This is a genomic window from Synechococcus sp. CC9311, from assembly GCF_000014585.1.
Taxonomy (GTDB): Bacteria; Cyanobacteriota; Cyanobacteriia; order PCC-6307; family Cyanobiaceae; genus Synechococcus_C.
Map to the genome: position 1 here is coordinate 1905278 of NC_008319.1, position 16321 is coordinate 1921598.

Annotated in this window: 20 protein-coding genes and 2 tRNA genes; 10 read left to right on the forward strand and 12 right to left on the reverse strand. The window is 54.8% G+C overall.

What is annotated here, in order from left to right:
* Positions 1-109: 109 nt before the first annotated feature.
* Complete coding sequence (locus SYNC_RS09900; RefSeq protein ID WP_011620065.1) at positions 110-1849, reverse strand: NFACT family protein; 1740 nt, start codon at positions 1847-1849, stop codon at positions 110-112.
* 65 nt (positions 1850-1914) lie between these two features.
* On the opposite strand from SYNC_RS09900, the gene gmk reads away from it, so the two are divergent.
* A complete protein-coding gene (gmk, locus tag SYNC_RS09905) occupies positions 1915-2487 on the forward strand; it encodes a guanylate kinase (RefSeq protein ID WP_011620066.1) in 573 nt (190 codons plus the stop codon).
* A gap of 52 nt (positions 2488-2539) precedes the next feature.
* On the opposite strand, the gene psaJ is transcribed toward gmk, so the two are convergent.
* Both psaJ and SYNC_RS09915 read right to left on the reverse strand, forming a co-directional pair.
* Complete coding sequence (gene psaJ / locus SYNC_RS09910; protein ID WP_011620067.1) at positions 2540-2659, reverse strand: photosystem I reaction center subunit IX; 120 nt, start codon at positions 2657-2659, stop codon at positions 2540-2542.
* A gap of 32 nt (positions 2660-2691) precedes the next feature.
* Positions 2692-3171: a photosystem I reaction center subunit III gene (locus SYNC_RS09915; protein ID WP_011620068.1), complete on the reverse strand. Its 480-nt coding sequence runs from the start codon at positions 3169-3171 to the stop codon at positions 2692-2694.
* A 77-nt stretch (positions 3172-3248) separates the two neighbouring features.
* Between SYNC_RS09915 and tsaD the strand changes: the two genes are divergently transcribed.
* Both tsaD and SYNC_RS09925 read left to right on the forward strand, forming a co-directional pair.
* Positions 3249-4319, forward strand: coding sequence for a tRNA (adenosine(37)-N6)-threonylcarbamoyltransferase complex transferase subunit TsaD (tsaD, locus tag SYNC_RS09920; protein ID WP_011620069.1), 1071 nt, complete (start codon positions 3249-3251; stop codon positions 4317-4319).
* 40 nt (positions 4320-4359) lie between these two features.
* Positions 4360-4545: a high light inducible protein gene (locus SYNC_RS09925; protein ID WP_041426660.1), complete on the forward strand. Its 186-nt coding sequence runs from the start codon at positions 4360-4362 to the stop codon at positions 4543-4545.
* A 5-nt stretch (positions 4546-4550) separates the two neighbouring features.
* Here the strand turns inward: SYNC_RS09925 and SYNC_RS09930 are convergent, their stop codons facing one another.
* A complete protein-coding gene (locus tag SYNC_RS09930) occupies positions 4551-5693 on the reverse strand; it encodes a type IV pilus twitching motility protein PilT (protein ID WP_011620071.1) in 1143 nt (380 codons plus the stop codon).
* Between the two features lie 110 nt (positions 5694-5803).
* Between SYNC_RS09930 and wecB the strand changes: the two genes are divergently transcribed.
* From wecB to SYNC_RS09950, 4 genes are read left to right on the forward strand one after another with little or no spacing between them, the layout of a single operon-like run.
* On the forward strand, positions 5804-6916 hold the full coding sequence (gene wecB / locus SYNC_RS09935) for a non-hydrolyzing UDP-N-acetylglucosamine 2-epimerase (RefSeq protein WP_011620072.1): 1113 nt from the start codon (positions 5804-5806) through the stop codon (positions 6914-6916).
* Positions 6897-7526, forward strand: a complete 630-nt coding sequence (locus SYNC_RS09940) for a DUF1643 domain-containing protein (RefSeq protein ID WP_237699207.1) — start codon at positions 6897-6899, stop codon at positions 7524-7526. Before wecB ends, SYNC_RS09940 begins: the two co-directional genes overlap by 20 nt.
* Entirely contained in the window at positions 7444-7689 is a 246-nt protein-coding gene (locus SYNC_RS09945) for a hypothetical protein (RefSeq protein ID WP_011620074.1), read from the forward strand. The genes SYNC_RS09940 and SYNC_RS09945 overlap by 83 nt, the downstream gene beginning before the upstream one ends.
* Positions 7679-8956, forward strand: a complete 1278-nt coding sequence (locus SYNC_RS09950) for a sodium:proton antiporter (protein ID WP_011620075.1) — start codon at positions 7679-7681, stop codon at positions 8954-8956. Before SYNC_RS09945 ends, SYNC_RS09950 begins: the two co-directional genes overlap by 11 nt.
* On the opposite strand, the gene gltX is transcribed toward SYNC_RS09950, so the two are convergent.
* The 6 genes from gltX to SYNC_RS09980 all read right to left on the reverse strand — a co-directional run bounded on the left by gltX (position 8906) and on the right by SYNC_RS09980 (position 11894).
* Entirely contained in the window at positions 8906-10336 is a 1431-nt protein-coding gene (gene gltX, locus SYNC_RS09955; protein WP_011620076.1) for a glutamate--tRNA ligase, read from the reverse strand. The genes SYNC_RS09950 and gltX overlap by 51 nt on opposite strands.
* A gap of 19 nt (positions 10337-10355) precedes the next feature.
* Positions 10356-10429: transfer RNA gene (locus SYNC_RS09960), tRNA-Asp, on the reverse strand.
* 301 nt (positions 10430-10730) lie between these two features.
* Complete coding sequence (locus tag SYNC_RS09965; RefSeq protein WP_006043540.1) at positions 10731-10919, reverse strand: hyperconserved protein Hcp; 189 nt, start codon at positions 10917-10919, stop codon at positions 10731-10733.
* A gap of 39 nt (positions 10920-10958) precedes the next feature.
* Positions 10959-11031, reverse strand: a tRNA-Trp gene (locus tag SYNC_RS09970).
* Between the two features lie 60 nt (positions 11032-11091).
* Positions 11092-11550, reverse strand: coding sequence for a 50S ribosomal protein L19 (gene rplS, locus SYNC_RS09975; protein ID WP_011620079.1), 459 nt, complete (start codon positions 11548-11550; stop codon positions 11092-11094).
* Between the two features lie 32 nt (positions 11551-11582).
* A complete protein-coding gene (locus SYNC_RS09980) occupies positions 11583-11894 on the reverse strand; it encodes a hypothetical protein (RefSeq protein WP_011620080.1) in 312 nt (103 codons plus the stop codon).
* A 106-nt stretch (positions 11895-12000) separates the two neighbouring features.
* Here SYNC_RS09980 and map point away from each other — a divergent pair, with 106 nt between their 5' ends.
* Positions 12001-12840 carry a type I methionyl aminopeptidase gene (gene map, locus SYNC_RS09985; protein WP_041426661.1) on the forward strand — a complete coding sequence of 280 codons (840 nt, stop codon included), beginning with the start codon at positions 12001-12003 and terminating at the stop codon, positions 12838-12840.
* On the opposite strand, the gene SYNC_RS09990 is transcribed toward map, so the two are convergent.
* Positions 12821-13588 (reverse strand): SDR family oxidoreductase, encoded by a 768-nt coding sequence (locus SYNC_RS09990; RefSeq protein WP_011620082.1) that lies wholly within the window; start codon positions 13586-13588, stop codon positions 12821-12823. The genes map and SYNC_RS09990 overlap by 20 nt on opposite strands.
* A 122-nt stretch (positions 13589-13710) precedes the next feature.
* Between SYNC_RS09990 and SYNC_RS09995 the strand changes: the two genes are divergently transcribed.
* On the forward strand, positions 13711-14793 hold the full coding sequence (locus tag SYNC_RS09995) for a phosphotransacetylase family protein (RefSeq protein ID WP_011620083.1): 1083 nt from the start codon (positions 13711-13713) through the stop codon (positions 14791-14793).
* A gap of 71 nt (positions 14794-14864) precedes the next feature.
* Entirely contained in the window at positions 14865-15383 is a 519-nt protein-coding gene (locus SYNC_RS10000) for a hypothetical protein (RefSeq protein WP_011620084.1), read from the forward strand.
* A gap of 142 nt (positions 15384-15525) precedes the next feature.
* Here SYNC_RS10000 and SYNC_RS10005 read toward each other — a convergent pair whose 3' ends face one another.
* On the reverse strand, positions 15526-15981 hold the full coding sequence (locus tag SYNC_RS10005; RefSeq protein WP_011620085.1) for an MAPEG family protein: 456 nt from the start codon (positions 15979-15981) through the stop codon (positions 15526-15528).
* Positions 15982-16321: the final 340 nt, after the last annotated feature.

A 16321-nucleotide genomic window follows, 5' to 3' on the forward strand; every position in this document is an offset into this window, starting at 1 on the left:
TGGGTGGAAGCTGCTCAGGTTGAGGTTTCACCCGAATCGGTTCGGGAGCGGGAAGCACTGTTTTCTCGTTCTGCTCGGGAGGGATCAGTCCGACTGCTGGTGGGTGAGTTCAGGCTAAGAGCTTGCCGGCGATCAGTCGCTGTCTTGCTCGATCTGGCTCGGCCCAGACCACCTCACCCTCTTTGTGTTGCACCGTTCCAAGAGCTGCACCTGCAATGCGTTGGAGATGCTCCACAGGGGCTCTGACGACAGCAACCCGGCGATTACCACGCGCGCGGCTAAACCACGCAGCGAGGTCAGCAGCAAGGGTGACATCATCTTCGTCCGCAAAACCAGCCGATGCCTTCAACACAACGTGACTACCCGGACATTCCTGGGCATGGAACCAAAGGTCACCAGGTCGTGCCCGCCGGAGACTGATCCAGTCGTTTTGACGATGATTTCGCCCCACTTGAATCAACAATCCCGCCGGGCTATGGATTTCGAGGGGCTGAGGGTCCACGCGACGGGATCCCTGACGACGGCGGCGACGAAGCCGTTTTGGAGCCAACAGATCATCCAACTCTTCTCGCAAGTCCAGAAGGCTTTTCGTGCGCGCCTTTAACCCATCCCAATCAGCACCAATCAGCTCTTCCAGAAAGCTTTCACTGCCCTCAAGTAACACCAGCCGACTTTGATGATGCTGCAGCCGTTCTTCAAGAGCCGGCACAGCTCGTCTCAGTTTTCGTGCTCTGCCATACAACTTCTGCGCGCGATCGATTGTTTCCCGATTCGGACTCACCTGACACAGCAACGAATCTCCCTGCTGTTGCAAATCATCGGCACCGTGGGTCTCCTCCAAGCCAGCTCTCTGGTCAGCCAATAGGGCCTCCTCACGAGTCCTTAACTGCTTGAGCTGCTTTTGCAAATCCTGAGTGGCACGATTCAACTCCTGATGTTGAAGAACAGTGGCGTAGTACTGACCCAAACGCAGGCTTAGGGGCTGCCCAGGTTCTGGAAGATCCGCCAACGACTCCCCTTCAGATGCCGATGAAGGATTCCAAACGCGATAGGAGTTAGGCCCATCAAATTGCAGCTCAAAACTGTCGGTCTCAAGCGCTTTCAACCAGCACTGCCAACGCTGGTGCAACACCTGCCAGTCCTGGTCGCTTAGCTCATGAACGCTTGTTGCTAATCGCGCTCTGGCAGCGTCTTCATGCTCGCCAGCAAGATGCTTCGCCAGCACCGGACTGATGCCCTGGTAGGCACTGCGCAGGGCCTTCTCCAGGCTTAGCGGCAACAGTTCCAAGCGCTCTCTCCAGCGCTGCTCAGGCTCATCGAGTCGAGGAGCGATGCCTTGAAGGGCTGGGGGAGCGCTGTAGACATCTCCCGTACCAATCGGTCTCACTCTCGACTGGTGCATGCGGACCTGGCGTGCGATCGCAGTGATGCGTTGTCGGTCATCGAGTAACAACAAATTGCTATGACGCCCCATCAGTTCGAGCACCAAGGTGCGCTGGGGAGGCTGTCCAGGTCGAGGCGCCAACTGAAATTGCACAACCCGTTCAAAACCTTCCTGGCTGAGCTCCGAAAGCGCAAGTTGGCGGAGTCCATGCTGAATTTGTTGCGCCAACGTGCTTCCTGCACCCTGCTTGGGTGGCGCGGAGATTTCAACCAGTCTGGGAACTTCTGCTTTCCAGCTCAGCTCCAACCAAATCATGCCTCGCAGAGTGCGAAATCCGAGCTGAAGCGTCTGAGGATCGGGCTGTTGAGCTTTCTCAAACCGGCTGGGTATTAATCGGGCACGTAAATCCGCCAGCACAGCCTTCAGGCTGGTGAGATCCATCACTTGCGGACTTTGGCTGGCCATGAATTGCCTGAGAAGCAGGCTGAATAGGAAGCCTTCCTACCCTGCGATGCAGTCTCAAGCAACGTATGGCTCCTGATGGATCAATCGCCAGGCCCACGGTGCTCACCGGGCCGAGCGGCGTCGGTAAGGGCACCTTGGTCGCCCGCCTGAGAGAGCGTCATCCAGAGATATGGCTCTCCGTGTCGGCCACCACACGTGCTCCACGCAGTGGAGAAATCGATGGAATTCACTATTTTTTTCACTCCAAAGAACGGTTCAACAAACTCGTTCAAAGCGGTGGCTTGCTGGAGTGGGCTGAATTCGCTGGAAACTGCTACGGAACACCTAGAGAACCCGTAAGTGAACGCGTCGCGAATGGCATTCCCGTGCTTCTTGAAATTGAATTGGAGGGCGCCAGACAGGTTAGGAAAAGCTTGCCAGAAGCAATCCAAATTTTTCTTGCACCGCCAAGTGTAGAAGAGCTGGAGAAACGGATTCGCGGCCGCGGAACCGAAGCAGAAGAGGCGATCCAGCGCCGACTGAAGCGAGCACAAGAAGAACTAGAAGCTCAAACAGAATTCGATGCTGTGATCGTCAACGACGATCTTGAAACAGCTTTAGCTGAGTTGGAAAAACAGATGAACTTGACTATCTCCTAAATAAAAAGAGGGGCCATTGGGCCCCTCTTTGATGGTCTTGTGAACTGAACGATCAGCCCATGGGGTGGAAGAGGAGATCAGGGAAAAAGCGATTCCACTCGATCAAGATTCCGGCGGTGAGAGTGAACCAAATCGCCGCAACGACAGGTGCAGTTGTAAGAAATTTCTTCATCGTGAAAAAGATAAGGACTTCGTGGTGCGAGTTCAGCGAGGAGAGACGGTCACCTTGTTGTCGCTTTCAAGCAATTTGCCACTCGTGAATTCACCAAAAGCAGCGACAGGCCAAGTGGCTGATGCCAACAAGGACTTGAGGGCAAGAGAGACATCAATTTGAATCTCTTTCGTGTACTGCTCCTTGGTACCGCGAGTGCCTTTGAGGTACTCACGACCTGCCCAGCCAATGCATCCATTGATGTAGAGGAACATCAGGCCTGGGAAGACGAAATCACCGGCATGGCTCCAGCGGCCATCAACGATCAAATGAGGCAGCCCATCTTCACCACAAACGGCCTCGCTATACATCTCGAAGCGAGCCTTAGCTTGAGGCGTGGCGGCAGCGCTTGCACGCTGCTGAAAACGGGCACTTTCGGCGCAAGGTGTCAGACCTGCTACATCAGCCTTGGCGACGGGGGCAAAGCCGAACACCAGCAGGGCCGAGAGCGCAAGAGCGAAGAGACGACGCATCGGAACGGTTCCTGTTGAGCCTGCCCCAAAGCGGCAGGATGTCACAAACGGACAGTAGGGGAGATCCCTCCATCTTCATGCCCACAGTGCTTGGCCTCGAAACAAGTTGTGACGAGTCAGCCGCGGCGGTGCTCCGCCAGGAGGGCGATCAACTCACAGTGTTGTCCCATGGCATCGCCTCCCAGGTTGAGGAGCATGCGCAATGGGGTGGGGTCGTGCCTGAGATTGCCTCACGACGGCATGTGGAAGCGCTCCCAAACCTCGTAGAGCACGCCTTAAAAGACGCTGGTCTCATTGCTGCCGACCTTGATGCCATCGCGGCAACCGTGGCACCTGGCTTGGTTGGAGCCCTCATGGTGGGCTCCATCACCGGGCGGACACTCGCGGCCCTGCATCAGAAACCCTTCCTCGCCGTTCACCATCTGGAGGCGCACCTGGCTTCCGTGTTCCTGGCAGATCAGCCACCAAAGGCTCCTTATCTCGTACTTCTCGTGAGTGGCGGTCACACCGAACTCATCCGGGTGGATCAGCGCGGAGAGATGAAACGCCTGGGACGAAGCCATGACGATGCGGCCGGTGAAGCTTTCGACAAAGTGGCTCGACTCATGGGCTTGGGCTACCCAGGAGGTCCTGCGATTCAGGCCATCGCCGTGGAGGGCGATGCAAAACGGTTTCGGTTACCAAAAGGGCGCGTTTCCAAGCCAGAAGGAGGCTTCTATCCCTATGACTTTTCATTTAGTGGGCTGAAAACTGCGGTGCTTCGGCATGTGGAAGCGTTGAAGCGTGAATCGGAGGAGCTTCCTCTGGCTGATCTCGCGGCCAGCTTTGAACAGATCGTGGCCGATGTGCTGGTGGAGCGAAGCCTGCGCTGCTGCCTAGAGCAGGGGATTGATCAATTGGTCATGGTTGGCGGCGTTGCCGCTAACCAGCGCCTGCGTTCTCTAATGCATGCTGTCGGCCAGTCAAAGGGGGTGTCAGTACACATCGCCCCTTTGGCCTATTGCACGGACAACGCAGCAATGGTTGCCGTAGCAGCATTGCGTCGACTTTCAAGCGGCGTGAAATCCAGCTCCCTAGAGCTAGGCGTCTCAGCACGATGGCCATTAGAGAAAGCATTAAGCCTTTATGGCTCAACACCCCCCTTTTGAAATTATTCTCTTAAGGTTGCCTCCACTGAGATCCTTCCTAATGGCTCCTAAAACCGATCTCCAACAAAACGTTGTGGCAGAGCAAATTGATCCGATCGAGCTGAATGCTTGGAAGCGAGGAATTACTCCCCAAGCTGAAATTTGGAATGGACGTCTTGCCATGCTCGGACTTTCCATCGGCATGGCAACTCTGTTAATCGTCCGGATGTTTAACAACGCGGCCTGAAAGCTTCAACTTCTACCCCTTAAAGCCTGAGTGAGTTCATTCGGGCGAGGGCTAACGGCTATCGCCTTCTCAGCTTCGACTTGCCCAGATTCAACCAAACGTTGCAAGGACTGATTGGCGGTCATCATTCCATCAAACTCGCTTCTCTGCATGATGTCTTCAACATCATCAAGTGTTCCTTTTTTAATATAGTCCTTACATGCATCAGTATTAATCATTAGGTCATGATACGCGGTACGTTTGCCGCCAGCACTCTGTATTAATCCCTGAGAAACAATTCCCATTAGCGATTCCGCTAAAGACTGACGAACACTTTCCTGTTCTTCAGGTTGGTACATTCCAAGCACTCGCTCAACGGTCTTAACCGCAGAGTTTGTATGCAAAGTTCCAAACACAAGATGCCCAGTCTGAGCCGCCTCCATCGCGGTACTTAGGGTTTCTTTGTCACGAATTTCACCAACCAAAATAACATCAGGATCTTCACGCAACGCCGCTCTCAAAGCATGATGAAACTGGAGTGTGTGTCGTCCAACCTCACGCTGTCGGATAAGAGACTGCCGGCTTTCATGCACGAATTCAATGGGATCCTCAATCGTGAGGATATGCCTACTTTGATTGTTATTAATCCAATCAATCATGGCTGCCAGCGTGGTGCTTTTACCGGAGCCTGTAGGCCCAGTGACAAGCAGCAACCCTTTGGGATGAGCGCAAAGGACTTGAAGAACAGACGGCAGCTTTAGATCATCCATCGACAGGATCTTTTGAGGAATGAGGCGCAACACCATCGCCGCTCCCTTCAAAGCATCGAACAAGTTGATGCGGACCCTTACGAAAGAGAAGGCATGAGCCCCGTCGAACTCTTTGCACTGTCTGAAGTGGTCGATCTGCTGGGGAGTGAGTAATTCTCCTAGCCAATCCTGAAACTCGCCGGGTTTCGTGGGAGGCCAATCGGAGCGAATGATCTCGCCACGAGCTCGAAATCTTGGGCTCTCCCCGATCCCAAGATGAACGTCGGAATGCCCCTGTTCATACGCGATACGCACGATCTGCTCTAAAGACGTAGGCGGTGAAGCCGACGACTGTGGAGCTGAAGATGGTGTGAACGTGGGCTTGGCTGGGATGCCAGGAGGAAAAACGGGCTGACTCATGCTGGTGGTGTCCGCTGTATGCAGCTTCGCGATGCTTCGTCAGCTGGCAAGTGATTCACCAAACCTCTAGGGGAGTTCGCCCTTAGGATTACCGCACAATCTGGATGGTTATGGCCCGCCTGCCACGCGTGACGATCGTCTTGGGCACAAGGCCTGAAGCCATCAAATTGGCGCCTGTGATCCAAGAATTCCGGGCCAGTAAGGACCTGGAAACACGAGTTGTGCTGACAGGGCAGCACAGAGAAATGGTGTCGCAAGTGATGGATTTGTTTGGCCTGAGCGCCGATCTGGATCTCAATTTGATGGCCCCTCGACAAACCCTCACGCACGTGACCTGTGCGGCGCTGCAGGGATTACGTGATGACTTCCAAGCGTTTCCTCCAAAGCTCGTGCTGGTTCAAGGAGACACAACCACGGCCTTCGCTGCAGCCCTCTCCGCCTTCTACGAACAAATTCCTGTTGGACACGTTGAGGCAGGACTGCGAACAGACAACCTTCTCGATCCTTTTCCAGAAGAAGCGAACCGTCGATTGATCTCGCAAATTTCTCATCTTCACTTTGCTCCCACCAAGCAATCAGAAGCCAACCTTCAAGCGTCTGGGGTGGTTGGGCGCGTGCTGCTTACGGGCAACACTGTGATCGATGCTCTGCTGCGAATGTCCGAACGCGCTCCTGCGTTAAGCGACTTATCCATCGATTGGGACGCGCAAAGGGTGATTTTGGCGACTGTTCACCGTCGTGAGAATTGGGGTGACCGCCTCAAGAACATTGCGGATGGAATGCTCCGTGTTCTCGACAGCCATCCCGACACCGTGTTGCTGTTGCCCTTGCATCGCAACCCAACCGTGCGTGAACCACTCCAGGCACTACTAGGGGAGCATCCACGTGTGGTGCTAACCGAGCCACTGGATTACGACCGCTTGGTGGCAGCCATGAAAGGCTGCACTCTTTTACTCACTGACTCCGGTGGGTTGCAGGAAGAAGCGCCAGCACTCGGAAAACCGGTTCTTGTCCTGCGTGAAACCACGGAACGCCCCGAAGCTGTTGAAGCCGGCACAGCCCAATTGGTGGGGACTGATCCAACCGCGATTCACCGTGAAGCATCCCTGTTATTAGACGACAGTGAGGCCTACAACGCCATGGCGAAAGCCGTGAATCCCTTTGGTGATGGCCACGCGAGTGAAAGGATTCTCGGGGCTGCTCTTGAGCTGTTGGCAAGCTGAAGCAACGTTCAGTCCTTGCGGTGCCTACCGCTGGGAGCTGCATCGGCCCATTCCATCCAGGGATCACAGGTCCGAACAGAGGAGGGTGCTTCTGTTCATTGGCCTGAACCCGTCGCGAGCCGATGGGCTTCGAGACGACCCCACCCTGCGAAGGCTTCAAAGGTTTTCACAACACTGGGAGTATCACCATCTCGTGGTGCTGAATCTCTTTGCCCGCATCTCCCCCTCCCCCTCACTGCTTTGCCGTTGCGCTGAGCCAATCGGCGCTGAGAACGATCTGATCCTGCACAGCTGGTTCCAGCAGTGGGCGCAGCAGCCCACATGGGATCTCTGGATGGGATGGGGGGTCGGCGGACGACTGATGCAACGGGATAAGGCGGTTTTGAGAATGTTGAACGACGTCAGCGATCAACGAGGAGTGCTTCCACCTCCTTTTGTGACTGGTTTGACCAAAGCGGGCGATCCCCGCCACCCCCTCTACCTTCCCAGTGATGTGCAGAGAGTTGCCTGGGCAGTACCGTTCCTAGATGAACCGCACTCCGCGCCGGTATCGGATCTCCCTTCACCTGTCTGGCGGACAGACCGAAGTGGTGCATTTCACGTCACTTGAACAATTCCAGGATTGGTATCAAGGCTTGGTCAATGCCAGTGCTGAAGGAGCTTTTGTCAATGTCCCCCTCAGCGACCTAGACGGAGAGTTCCTTGTGGTGCGGCCGGATGCCGTCATCGGAATGCGCGTTGAACCGCAATACGCCTTGATCGATGACGCCTGAGCGTTTAGGGCTGCTTTGGGGCATCACGGTCTTTGCGGGGGCAGGGGCGAGGCTGCTAGCCGCTTTATCCAATATCAATGGCGTGGTTTTGCTGCTGCTTTCAGGGCTGCTGATCGGGCGCTCTGGCCTAGGACTCGTTGAACCTCTCGATCTTGGGCAAGGGCTGCAAACCATTGTCGGACTGTTGGTGAGCTTGGTGTTGTTTGACGGAGGTCTCAACCTTCGTCTGCCAGGAGACACGATCAAAGCAACCGTGCTTCGCATCTCAGTCCTGAGAATCTTCATTTCTCTCGGTGCGGGAATCCTTGCTGCGCACTGGCTCGCTGGCCTTGGATGGTCTTTAGCTGCCGTCTTTAGCGCCATTGTGCTGGCCACTGGGCCAACCGTAGTGACCCCGATCGTGAAACAAATCCGCTTAGCCCATCCCCTTGGAGATGTGCTGGAAGCGGAAGGACTGGTGCTCGAGCCCATCGGGGCTGTGTTGGCCTTGCTGCTCCTGGAACTAGCCCTGGGAGACCTTCACGGTTGGCGTGAATTGGCCCAGGGTCTGCTGGCACGCCTCGGAGGGGGAGTGCTCATTGGTGTCACTGTTGGTTGGCTGTTGTCAGAAGGATTGCGACGCCTGACGTCTTTGCAACCCGTCGGATTGCGATTACAGCTCACACTTGGAGCGTTGTTCCTCATGTTTGGGATTGCCGAATGGCTCCTTCCTGAATCAGGGCTACCTGCATCCGTTGCCGCGGGGGTGGTGGTCGGTCGTCGGTCAACCGAAGAAGCTGGTCAGCTCGATGAGTTGATTCGAGAGTTGGCTTCACTCGCCATCACCATGCTGTTTCCACTCCTGGCAGCAGACGTGTCTTGGACTGAGCTCAGTCCTCTTGGATGGGGCGGTGTGAGCTGTGTCTTGCTGCTCATGTTTGTAGTGCGTCCAGTCGCCGTGAGTCTGGCCACAGTCGGTTTGCCCTTGGTATGGCGTCAAAAGTTGTTTATGGCCTGGCTGGCGCCACGAGGAATCGTGACAGCAGCTGTGGCTTCCTTGTTCGCCATCCGCCTTGAGCAGGCTGGAATTTTGGGTGCAGGGCGTTTGCAAGGGTTGGTCTTCCTCACAATTTTGATGACAGTGGGAATCCAAGGACTAACAGCGCAACCCTTGGCGCGCGCTCTTGGCCTGATTGCAGAAAGTCCAGAAGAATCTGACGCCACGACCTCTGCCGTGTCAGAGGCAACGACGCAAGCGTTGCCGATCATGCCCGAGTCTGGCCAGTAACGCCCATGTAGTAATGAGGTCTGGCCCCTGAAGGCGACCGAGCAACGCGGCCCTAAGACTCTTCATCAGGACACCCTTTTTCACTTCAGCGGAGGCAGCCGCCTCTTTGAGCAAGGTTTGGGCGCGCTCAACATCAAGACCATCCCAGGCGTTCAGCTCAAGAGCGGAAAGGAGTGCCTGAAGCGCAGGACGGGCACCCTCTTGCTCTAGTTGCTTCAGCCCATCCTCTTCCAAGGGAGGTTCTTCAAAAAAGGGCCTGGCTTGCGTCACTCCGTCTTCGATCAAAGTGAGTGACGGTCCAAGCAAAACGGCTAAGTCATTGGCCCAAAGAGGGTCGCTTACAACCCAACCTTGTTTCTGCCAGCGGGGCTCAAGTGCTGCGAGAAGTTCGGCTGGCGACCAACCATGCAAAACCTGGGCATTGAGCCAGTTGAGCTTGTCCCAATCAAATTTGGCACCTGCTTTATTCACCCGATCAAAACTGAAAACTTCGGCTGCTTGTCGAAGCGTGAACCGTTCCTCTGTTCCTTCCGGGACAGACCAACCGAGCAGGGTCATGTAATTGGCTAAGGCCTCAGCTGTGTAACCCATCTCCTGAAAATCACCAATGGAAGTCACTCCATCACGCTTCGAGAGCTTTCGTCCCTCTGGATTGAGGATCAAAGGCGTATGGGCAAACGTTGGGCAGTTCAACTCCAAAGCCTGATATAGCAACAGTTGTTTGGCCGTATTTGCGATGTGATCCTCACCTCGAATCACGTGGCTGATGGCCATAGCGGCGTCATCAACCACCACCACGAGGTTGTACAGAGGGTCGCCAACTGTGGTCGCAGGAGCTCGTCTGGCGATCACCATGTCACCACCAAGATCGGCGCCGCGCCATTGCATCGGACCACGCACCATATCGGTCCAAGCAATGGTGGCTTCGTCATCAATCCGAAAACGGATCACCGCCTCTCGCCCTTCAGCCCGATAGGCCTCCTCCTGATCACCAGTGAGATGGCGATGACGGTTGTCGTAACGGGGAGGCTGACCTGAAGCCCTCTGGGCTTCACGCATGGCATCCAATTCCTGCTCGCTGACATAACAGCGATAGGCAAGACCTTGAGCGAGCAATTGGCTGATGGCCTGGCGATGGACTTCAATCCGCTCGCTTTGGATGACGGGTTCCTCATCCCAGTCAAGGCCAAGCCAGCGCAAGCCATCAAGAATATTTTCAGTGAACTCTGGCTTGGAGCGCTCTTTATCCGTGTCTTCAATTCTCAGCAAAAATTTGCCGTTTTGGTGACGGGCAAACAACCAATTAAAAACAGCAGTACGAGCTGTTCCGATATGTAGTGTGCCGGTGGGGCTTGGGGCCAGACGAACGCGAACCGTCACTAAGCCGGAAGAATGAAAACGGGACCGACGGGATTCGAACCCGCAACTTCCGCCGTGACAGGGCGGTGCTCTAACCGATTGAACTACGGTCCCAGGCTGAACTCAATTGAGGGAGCTTTACCCAAAACGAGTGACCTTCGCCGCTCACGCGGACTTGGTAAGTATCAACTGCCGCCCTGCCCTCCGTCAACACACTCGAAGAGACACCAATGTTTTCTGAGCTTTTCAGCTGTGATCTTGAGGCTCAAGCAACTGACAAGATTCATCTCCCTGGTGAACGCAAGCAACCCTCATTGGAGAATCAAGTCCTCCACGCGATCGCGCACACGTTGGCAAAAAAAATCCTCCCCTTAAGGAGAGGACAAATGCCCTAAAAAGGGCTCAGCAATTGGACTTAAGGGCGAAATCCAGCTGGTTCGATCAAACGCACTTGATTACCTCGGGCCGTGAATTCACGGCCTTGGTCACTTTGAACGACGACTCGTCCACCAGATTTGACGCGAATCACTCGTGCACGAACCCAGCCTAGAGCGGCTGATTCGAGCACTTTGACCACATCACCAGGTTGAAGATCCAACTCCATGCTCGAAATCAGGAAAACTGCAAGTAAGGGGTCATCGGACGCGCCGTGGAGGACTTGAACCCCCGACATCAGGTTTTGGAGACCTGCGTTCTACCAACTGAACTAACGGCGCAAGGCGATGAACCCCTCAGCCATCGAAAAACGATGGCATTAATTCGTTGAAGCGAAAGCCTCAGCGATCGAAGCGCTGCTTCACGCGAGTGGCCTTGCCCACTCGGTCCCGCAGATAAAAGAGCTTCGCACGCCTTACTTTACCGCGACGCTCAATTTTGACCGAAGCAACTTGGGGGCTGTGGAGCATAAAAACCCGCTCAACACCGATGCCTTGGAAGATGCGGCGCACCGTGATGGTTTGGTTGAGACTTCCATGGCGCTTAGCGATCACGACGCCCTCGTAGGGCTGGACACGCTCTTTATTGCCCTCGCTGATACGAACACCAACACGCACTGTGTCGCCGACGTAAATCTCAGGAAGATCGCTCTTTAGCTGTGCGTCTTCGAATTCTTTAATGAGTGCGGAAGCACCCAACTTCTTCGAATCTTTCGCCGTTGGTTTTTCAGCAACAGCAGTTGTTCCGCTGGTTGCCTCAGTGGCTTCGTCCACAGACGTCTCTATCGGGTCCACCGCCATCCCAGCTCCTGGTAACACGCCAAACAACCACCTTAACCCCCAGCCTCCTTACGAGACGCAATCCATTGCCTTCGAAAGCTTTGCAAGAGGAGCCAAGCACCAGTTGCAAGCATCCACAACAGGCCGAGCGCGTTGAGAAGAACCACCACTGGCTCGAGGACAGGCCCAAGCCACTCGCCCTCATGGATGGCCATCAACCAATGAACCTGCTCACGACTTAACCCTCCCCAGTCCTTCGCTAACCGATAGGTCACACCGGTACTCACAGTTACCAGCAAAGGGAGCACAACAAGAGGAGCAATCCAGCGATGCCATTGGCGTACGCGAACCAACAAGCGGGCCACCGTCGATCCCTACATTTCAATTGATAGCGTGACAGGAAGACTGTCTGATGAGCATCCGCCAATGCGGCTTGCTTTAAGGGCCTGAAACAAGAAACGCTGAAACACGATGAATTTGTTCGCTGACCTCCTGGCCTCCACAAAGGAGCCCACTGTCACCTCCACCGGTCCACGCATCCAGCAGCGGCGTGGCGTGGAAATCAAATCGGCCCGTGAGCTGAAAATCATGGCGAAAGCCAGCTCCATCGTCGCCACCGTTCTGCGCGAAATCATGGAGCTGGTGGAGCCTGGACAGACCACAGGGGACCTCGATGCTCATGCTGAGCGCCGCATCAGGGAAATGGGCGCAACCCCAAGCTTTATGGGTTATCACGGCTTCCCGGCGAGCATCTGCGCCAGCATTAACAATGAGGTGGTGCATGGCATCCCCAGCAACAAACGGGTCATCCATGCTGGCGATTTGCTGAAAGTGGATACGGGGGCTTATTTCGATGGTTATCACGGAGATAGCTGCATCACCGTTTGCGTCGGTGACGTCTCAGAAGAAGCACGCAAGCTCAGTCGGGTTGCTCAGGAATCACTGATGGCTGGACTGTCCCAGATCCGCGCCGGAAATACGCTTCTTGATATCGCCGGAGCAGTCGAAGATCACGTCAAAGCCAATCAATTCAGTGTGGTGGAGGATTACACAGGCCATGGAGTCGGACGAAATCTCCATGAAGAGCCATCGGTGTTCAACTTCCGTACGAACGATCTTCCCAACGTCAAATTGCGTCCAGGTATGACGCTTGCCGTTGAGCCGATTCTCAATGCAGGAAGCAATGCTTGTCGCACCCTCAAAGACCGATGGACCGTCGTGACCAAGGACGGCAGTCTTTCCGCTCAGTGGGAGCACACCATCGTGGTGACATCTGATGGTTGTGAAATCCTCACCGATCGTGGGAATTGACCCTCAAAGCATGGCAATAAACCCTTCGGACCAGTTCGACGAAAGGCATTAGGAAGTAAGTCAGTGGATTGGGGGTGACGATGATCAAGTTCACCCCGAGATTTGCTTGCCAAATCACCTGTTTGGAGACGAATCCAGACGTCAAAATTCCAATCGGATTGAGGTTGGAGCGAAACGGTCCAAGGATGAGTTTGCGCAACCGCAATGCCTGACGCTGCGTCGCGGTTTGATTGTTCCAACGCAAGCTGACCAATTCACCGATCAATCGCTTGCTCAACTCATAGCCAGGACTCAAGGCCGGTTGGATCTCAGCCTCTGACGTATTGACCCAGAGCTCTCTTGGCTGTTCGCACGTTTGGTCTCGTTCCGCAATGCTCTCGAATTGCTGCATCAAGCGCCAGTGGCTTAACGCGTTCACCTCAAGGGTTTTAGAGAGAGTCTCGGGACACTGATCACCACCAGGGTTGATGCCATGGTTCAACAACAACACATCAATTCTTTTGAGAGTGGAATCCAGCTGATGCTCATCTCCGCAAGACCAACACACCCACTCTTGAGCCTCATCCATTGACGTTTGGTCTTGGGGGCGAGGACTATGGCTCAGAGCAATCACCCAAGCGCCCTCTGCGATGAGGGCCTTGGTTAAAGCCCGTCCCAGCGCGCCACTCGCTCCAGTGATTCCCACTGTTCGGCCGGTCCAGCGTCCCGACAGCGATGGATCAGAAAAGGGAGACGCCTGATTGGCCATGAGAGGGAACTTGAATCGGGGGAAAGCAACCTGGCCGAAACCATTCACCCCTTCTCCGCCTCAACGATGACAGCACAACGGGGCTTGACCTCTAAATTGCTGAACACGCCGGGATCTCCTGCATGGGCAACACACTGCTGATCGGATCCTGTGAGCCGTTCAGCGGCAAATCCGCTCTCGTACTTGGATTAGCCCGCCATCTCCAGTCTGAAGGCCAGACTGTTCGCTTTGGCAAACCACTGGCCACGAGTCTTGAGTGGACAGCCAAGGGTTCTCCTCTGCCTGACCCGCTGATTGATGACGACGTGCGATTCGTTGGCACAACCCTTGGGCTCGACGAGACCCGCTTGATTCCGTCTCTCCACCTGCTCTCTCCAGAGACAGCCGACACTCGCTTGAGGCAAGGGAATTTGGAAGCGGGAACGGGGCTCGAAATGCTGCTGAAGGATCTGCAAAACGATCAAGACAGCTTCACCATGCTCGAAGCAGCAGGAAGCCTCCATGAAGGTTTGATGTACGGCCTCAGCCTCGTACAACTTGCTCAGGGACTCGATGCTCCTGTGATCCTTGTGCATCTTTGGCAAGACAGCCGGAGTGTTGATGCCCTACTCGCAGCGCAGCATCAGCTCGGAGATCGACTAGCAGGTGTTGTCTTGAATGCAGTAACACCGGATGAAGTCGAGGAGCTGAACCAACATGTTGTGCCGGCTCTCCAGGCGCTGGGATTGGAGGTCTTCGGGGTGATGCCGCGGTCTCCTCTGCTGCGCAGCGTCACCGTTGGAGAGCTGGTGCGACGTCTTGATGCCAGAGTGATTTGTTGCAAAGAACGCCTCGAACTCCTGGTTGAGACCCTGAGTATCGGAGCTATGAATGTGAATTCCGCGATGGAATTCTTCAGGCGGCGGCGCAACATGGCGGTGGTGACAGGAGCGGATCGCACCGATATTCAGCTCGCAGCTCTGGAGGCCTCAACGCAGTGCCTCATCCTCACCGGCGCTGGAGAGCCTCTTCCCCAACTGGTCAATCGTGCCGATGAATTAGAGGTACCACTTCTGAAGGTTGAGCACGACACGCTGGCCACCGTTGAAGTGATCGAACAGGCCTTTGGACACGTTCGACTTCACGAAACAGTGAAGGCCACCTACGCCTTCCGACTGGTCGAAGAGCACTGCCACCTGAGCGAATTATTTCGTGCCATTAGCTGAGCGTTTCCGCAGCATTCTCCGGGTCACGCCTCTCTCAAGGGGCGCTGCTAGCGTTTGCAATCGCCAGTGGGATGTCATTGAGCCGCTCTCTTGATCTTCCTGCACTCGACAGGGTCGACACACTTGCCCAAGAACTTGCCCTACTTCAGGACAAGGGAAAACGGAGAATTGCCATTCTTGGCAGCCGCCACGTGCCGGTTGTCGCAATTCACTTAGTGGAGCTGATCTCTCGATCCTTGGCTCAGGAGGGGCATACGTTGCTCACCTCTGGCTCCCAAGGTGTGAATGCAGCTGTGATTCGTGGGGTCTTAGCCGTTGATCGAGAACGACTCACCGTGCTGCTCCCACAGAGTCTCGATCGCCAAGTTCCGGAAATTCGCGACCAACTTGATCAGGTTCTCCATCTCATCGAAAAACCTGAGCATGACGATTTACCCTTGCCCATCGCCAGCAGTCTCTGCAACCAAGAAATCATTAACCGTTGTGATCAATTGATTTGTTTCGCGTTTCATGACAGTGAAACTCTGTTGGCAAGTTGTAGAACCGCAGAAGACATGGGGAAAGTAGTTAGCCTTCTATTTTTCGACTAATAGACACCCCGCTGAATGTGACTCATCCCCAGGATCAGGATTCGGTGATTCAACGATAAGGGTGCGTTGATAACAAGCAATGGTCAAACATGAGAGGTTCAACATGCCCACGACTCCCAGCGAGGATCCATTGATTCGCCGGTCAAGCTGATTGAAGAAGAGCCTTCAAGCCCTCCACATACAAAATGCCGGTGCAAAAGAGCGCCGAAGCCCAGCACAAGCCTCGCAAGGCTGCAATGTTGCCGACGTAGGCACCGATATAAATAAGACGCAGGATCGGCTGAATGAGCGCAACAATTGCGGCAAGGCCTGGCAAAGGTCCTGTCTGAAGAGCAGCGATGAGAGCCAACAACGCTGCGGGTGCATGCAGGCCAAATGATTCAAAACTGTTTTGATGGGCCCAACTGGCGCGCTTACCCCAGGCTGGCAGACGATCAAACATCGCCCTTGGCGCATCCATGTCAGCCATGGTGAAGTCAGCCTGGGAGCGCGCCGCACCAAGAGGAACAATGCTTGCAATCACAACCGCGCCAGCCAGCACAAGAGACCAGGCATAAGGAGCCGCTGGAGCTGCTGTAAACAACGCAATTAAATTCATGGGCTTGTCAAAAGCAAATCCTTTCTAAACAGCAATCTTCATGACTGTGATTGCGTTCCGCCACCCAAGTCTTCTCACCTCTGATGCTGAAAGGCTTAAGAGTCTTGCCAGCCATCAAAAATTGGAGGCAACACCTCAGCAAAAGCCACGAGCAAAACCCCAAAAACGAGACAGATCTGCACGCAACAAGCGCCAGCATTGGCAATCCTGAGCCGGCCACAGTATCAAGCAGCAATTCAAATCAATGATCAATTTCAAACAAGAACAAGGTCTCATGAAACATCAGAAAACCAACCAAATAGCATCACTGATTACCATATGGGTCTTGTAAACCTAGGAG